The organism is Streptomyces coryli (assembly GCF_011044975.1).
In the GTDB taxonomy this organism is placed as follows: Bacteria; Actinomycetota; Actinomycetes; order Streptomycetales; family Streptomycetaceae; genus Streptomyces; species Streptomyces coryli.
On record NZ_JAAKZV010000502.1, the window covers coordinates 1 to 1,885 of the forward strand.

At 74.4% G+C, this 1,885-nt stretch carries 2 protein-coding genes; both read right to left on the minus strand.

The window, feature by feature from the left end; genetic code table 11:
• Positions 1 to 1,154, minus strand: a 1,154-nt coding sequence (locus tag G5C51_RS41725) for a RuBisCO large subunit C-terminal-like domain-containing protein (RefSeq protein WP_165246113.1), incomplete at its 3' end; no start/stop codon positions are given.
• 22 nt (positions 1,155 to 1,176) lie between these two features.
• Positions 1,177 to 1,885 (minus strand): zinc-dependent alcohol dehydrogenase (locus G5C51_RS41730; protein ID WP_165246115.1); only part of this gene is annotated, 709 nt, incomplete at its 5' end.

The following is a 1,885-nucleotide window of genomic DNA, read 5'->3' on the forward strand; positions in this document are numbered from 1 at the left end:
CCCGCGGCACCGTCCGGGTGCCCGTGAATACCCCCGCCCGCCAGCACCAACAAATCGTCAGTCCCCGTCAGTTCATACGCAGCGTGCGCCGTCCCCGCCCACTGCCCGGACGACAGCACCGGCAGCGCCGCGTAATCCCCGGGGAACCCGACAGGAAACGGCCGCCAGATCGCGTCGACGCTCCGCCGCACACTCGCGTCCGTCTCGTAGAACTTGCCCCGGACACCCCCGGCATGCAGCTGGTCCACGCCCGCCAGCCGTGCCAGCACCGCGAAGGCCTCCGCACCCAGGCCCACATACGGGCTCCGCAGCAGCGCCCCCGACATAGCCCGGTGGCCATGGATCGGCAGCGCGGCATGCCGCCGCAGCTGCGCGACCGCGCCCAGCCCCACGATCTGCGCGCACACCATGACGCAGCGGCCGCCACCCTCGGCGACCAGGTCGTGGTTGGCGAGCAGCCGGTCGGGGTCGTCGGTGATGTTGAAGGCGTACAGCGGGCGGTGGCCGGTGCGGTCGGCGGCCCGGTTCAGCTCGTCGGTCACCACGGCCACCCGCTCGCGCAGTGGCGCGTGCGGCGGGTCGGCGGTGAGCTCGTCGTCCTTGATGAAGTCGATGCCGGACTCGGCCAGTTCGCGCACCATAACGCGCAGCGCGTCCAGGCCGAGGCCGACGCCCGGCTTGACGATGGTGCCGATCATCGGACCGCGCGCGACGCCGGTGAGCTCGCGGGTGCCGGCGATGCCGTACCGCGGTCCGGGGTAGCGCTCGGCGAAGGCCGGCGGCAGCTCGAGGCCGGTGAGCTTGACGGCGGCCAGCTCGCGCAGCTCGAAGAGGTTGCCCGCCACGGCGGCCAGCAGATTGGACAGCGAAGGGCCGAAGTTGGCCAGCGGGAAGGCGATCCGCACCGTCCCGCGATGCGGGCGCGGCGGTCCGCCGGGCGGCCGGAGCGCGCCGGGCAGCGACTCGCCGCCCGAGTCCGGCAGCGCCTCGACCTTGACGACCTTCGCGCCGAACCGCCACCGCAGCTCGTCCGTCTCGCCGGGCACCCGCACAAAGGTCCCGGTCGACTGCTCGCCCGCGAGCACCTCCGCCGCCTGCTCCAGCGGCAGAAAGCTCCCGATGTCGTACGTGGCCAGCACGTGTTCGTCCGGCATGCCCGCCGCCCTCCCCCGCCGCTCAACGCGCCGGATCAATAAGGATCTTTATCGACTCCGGCCCGCTCGCCAGCTCCTCGAAGGCCGCCTGAGTCTGCGCCAGCGGCCGCGGCTCGCCGTCGAGCAGCGGGCGGACGTCGAGCGTCCGGCGGTTGACCGCGTCGGCGGCCGCCCGGAAGTCGCCCGGCGTGTACACCGTGGCGCCGCGGACGACGATCTCCCCCAGCACCGCCGGGTTGAGGTCGGCCCGTACCGGCGCCCCGAACATCGGCAGCAGCACCACCGTCCCGCGCGGCCGGCACAGCGCCAGCGCCTCGTCCAGGCAGCCACGATGGTCGGACGCGACGACGACCGCGTCGAAGCCGTCCGGGCCGCTCACCGCCCGGCCCGCGGCGGCCACGTCCTCACGCGCGGCGTCCACCGTCGCGCAGCCGGACAACCGCCGCGCCACGTCTAGGCGTTGCGCCCGCACGTCACTCACCAGCAGCTCCGCGACATGCTGCAGCCGGCAGACCGCTGCCACCAGCGCGCCGATCGCCCCCGCGCCGAGGATCGCGACGCGCTGGCCGGGACCCACGGCGGCGGTACGCGTCGTGTGCCAGGCCACCGCGGCCGGTTCGATCAGCGCGCCCTCGCCGTACGACACGCCGTCGGCGAGCGGGAACAACACCCGCTCCGGGGCGCGCACATACTGCCCGAGCAGCCCCTCCCAGCCCACCCCCGGCACCCGG